Here is a 3001-nt window from a genome sequence, read left to right on the forward strand (position 1 = left end):
CCAGAAAAACCTGCTACCAGCATCATTTCTGTTGCACCAAGGCTGACTCGCTCAAATGCTTGCAGTAGAGTTTCTATTTCTGCTTCTCGTCCATAGAGTTTGTCGGGGATGAGGAAGCGATCGCACACATCCCTACACGCAATTTCAAAACTCTCAATCCTACCAGTTTCTTGAAGTTGATGTAAGCAATTTTCTAAATCAAACTTCAGTCCCAATACGCTTTGATATCTAGATTCGGCGTTTTTTGTCATCAGTTTCATGACGATATCACAAATAACTTGGGGAATCTCTTTTCCCCTTTCCCTTAAATTGGGTGGTTGTTTTGCAATATGAGAATGTACCAACTCCATTGGATCGTTTGACGTAAAAGGTAACTCTCCTGTAAGTAACTCGTAGAATGTTACACCCAAAGAATAAAAATCAGTCCGGTAATCAATTCCGCGATTCATTCTGCCTGTTTGTTCTGGGGAAATATAAGCAAGTGTCCCTTCTAAGATGTTGGGATTGATGAGTGTCTGCGTTTCTCGTGGTAGTAAAGATGCGATACTGAAGTCAATTAATTTAACTTGTTTGGTTTCGGGATTAATTAAAATATTGGCAGGTTTGATGTCTTTATGAATAATCCGCTCGCGGTAGAGTATATCTAAGATATTGCATAGTGCGATCGCAATCCGTAAAAACTCTTCACCAGACGCGATATATGGCGTTTCTGGTGAGGTGAAATAATTTTTAAGAGAAATCCCCCCAAAGTCTTCCATCACCAGCGCATAACCATTATGATAGGGTTCCAGACTGTAGGTTTGGACGATTAGCGGTGAGTTGAGATTTTTAGCAATGGTGTACTGGTTGCGAAACGACAAGAGTTCAGAGAAGCTGGGATAAGGATTTTTCAGCAGCTTAATGACTACAGGTAATGAGTCAGTTTCTCGAAACCCTCGATAAACCAGAGTTCTCGAACCATTGTAGAGTAAATCATAGATGCGATATCCGGGAATATTGACAAGGGTGCTAACCATACAGCTAAATCCTTAATACTTCCAGATTTAGTATTCCCAAAAAAGATCCCCGACTTCGCGCAAGTTGTCGGGGATCTGAGGACTAAACTATAACGGAATTTCAATGATAAATTCTGTACCCTCTCCTGGTGCGGAAATGCAACTTAAATTACCCCCATGTTTTTCTACCACAATCGAATAGCTAGTTGATAATCCTAAACCTGTACCACTACCTATTGATTTCGTCGTAAAAAATGGATTAAATATTTTATTTTGCACTGACTCGCTCATCCCTATACCGTTGTCTGCAATGCGGATAACTACCTTTTTTGCTTCTCTGAATTCCGTCTGAATTATAATAGTCGGTTGGCGATTTATATCTGATTCTTCTAAGGCATCAATAGCATTGTTGATAATATTCATAAATACTTGATTCAGAGCAGAAGCATAACAATTAACTAAAGGGAGTTGACCATATTTTTGAATAACTGCAATTTCTGGATTTTTACTATTATTCTGAAGTCGATGCTGCAAAAATAACAGCGTACTATTAATACCAGAATGAATGTCTACTGATTTTATTTCTGATTCATCCAAGCGGGAAAAATTTCGCAGTGACAGCACAATTTGACAGATGCGATCTGCTCCTACCCTCATCGATGACAGGAGTTTTTGTAAATCATCAGATATAAATTCTAGCTCAATATCGGCGATTTTCTCGGCAATCTCTGGCAATGGTTGGGGATAGTATTTCTGATATATAGGAATCATATTTGATTGTTGAAATACACGTAGGGTATGAAAGCAAAAAAATAGTGCATTAGACGTAGGTTGGGTGGAGCGGAGCGCAACCCAACATATATCAGGATGTTGGCTTTGGCAAAGCCTCCACCCAACCTACAATTTTTACAACATTTTAGCCTTGTCACACTACTACATATACTTATACTTAGATTTTTTCAGGAATCAAATAGGATTCCTATAATTTATTTAATTCAATTAAGGAAGCAACATATTCACTGGCTGGTTCTAAGTTGCCATAGATGAAATTAATCGGATTATTAATTTCATGAGCAATTCCGGCAACTAGCTGTCCCAAACCGGACATTTTTTCAGCTTGAATTAGTTTGGCTTGAGTCGAGTATAGTTTTTCTAAGGTTGATTCTAGCTGAGTGTAAGAACGTGTGATTTCCTGGGTGCGTTCTTCGACTTTTTGCTCCAGAGTATGGGAATATTCCTCTAATTGGCGATAAAGTTGGGCATTTTCTAGAGAGATCGCTGCTTGAGTTGTGAGCAGTTTGAGAACTTGTAGGCGATCGCTCGTAAATGCTCCCACCGTCAGGTTATTTTCTAGGTACAAAATGCCAATCAATTTGCCTTGGTTGAGAATTGGCGCACAGAGAATACTCTTAGGTGAATGGTGAATAATATAAGGGTCAGCCGCTAGGGTTGGCTCAACTACTGCATTCTCAATTACAGTCAAGGTGAGGGTATTTTTGACCCGATTGATTAGGGTAACGGGTACTGTTTGACCATCGTCAAAGGGCAGCGAGACTGCATCCGCACCGCTACGCGATCGCAAGATAATGCTAGGCTGTTCCAATTGGGATAATGCCTCAATTACCCAGCGCGAGCCTTTTGGCATCAGCAACGCACATTTATCCGCTCCCGCACTTTCCAGTATCACCTCAAGTAGGGTCGAGAGTAATTTATCCAACTCAATTTCACTTGACAGAGATTGAGAAGCTTTGAGAATGGTCGCTAGATCCAGGGCTTCCCAGAGGCTAGCATTATTGAAGTTGGAAGTCTGAATCGTCTGAGAAGAGATCGCAATCATCGTTTCTGTGGATGTGAAAGATGGTTGCTGTTTTTGCCAAATTGTGACGAGTAGTTGGGGATAGCGGGTTTCTAACTGTACGTTCGCTCATTTTTAAAGAGTGAGAGGAATTAATGCCTTGAGGAGAAAAGAATAGGGCGATAAGCAGTAATAGCACCATTTCCCGTTA

Annotated in this window: 2 protein-coding genes and 1 pseudogene; all 3 read right to left on the reverse strand. The window is 40.4% G+C overall.

Features of this window, described 5'->3' with window-relative positions; translation table 11 throughout:
* Positions 1-1016 (reverse strand): protein kinase domain-containing protein (locus V7K67_RS31055; RefSeq protein ID WP_335169880.1); only part of this gene is annotated, 1016 nt, incomplete at its 3' end.
* A gap of 87 nt (positions 1017-1103) precedes the next feature.
* A pseudogene (locus V7K67_RS31060) lies at positions 1104-1766 on the reverse strand (sensor histidine kinase); the annotation flags it as partial.
* Between the two features lie 208 nt (positions 1767-1974).
* Positions 1975-2832 carry a GAF domain-containing protein gene (locus V7K67_RS31065; protein ID WP_335169882.1) on the reverse strand — a complete coding sequence of 286 codons (858 nt, stop codon included), beginning with the start codon at positions 2830-2832 and terminating at the stop codon, positions 1975-1977.
* Positions 2833-3001 lie beyond the last annotated feature (169 nt).

Origin of the sequence: Nostoc sp., assembly GCF_036917155.1 — a bacterium.
GTDB lineage: Bacteria > Cyanobacteriota > Cyanobacteriia > Cyanobacteriales > Nostocaceae > Nostoc.

Coding starts and splice junctions, on each gene's coding strand:
- V7K67_RS31065 (WP_335169882.1), bottom strand. CDS start 2,832: ATGATTGCGATCTCTTCTCAGACGATTCAGACTTCCAACTTCAATAAT.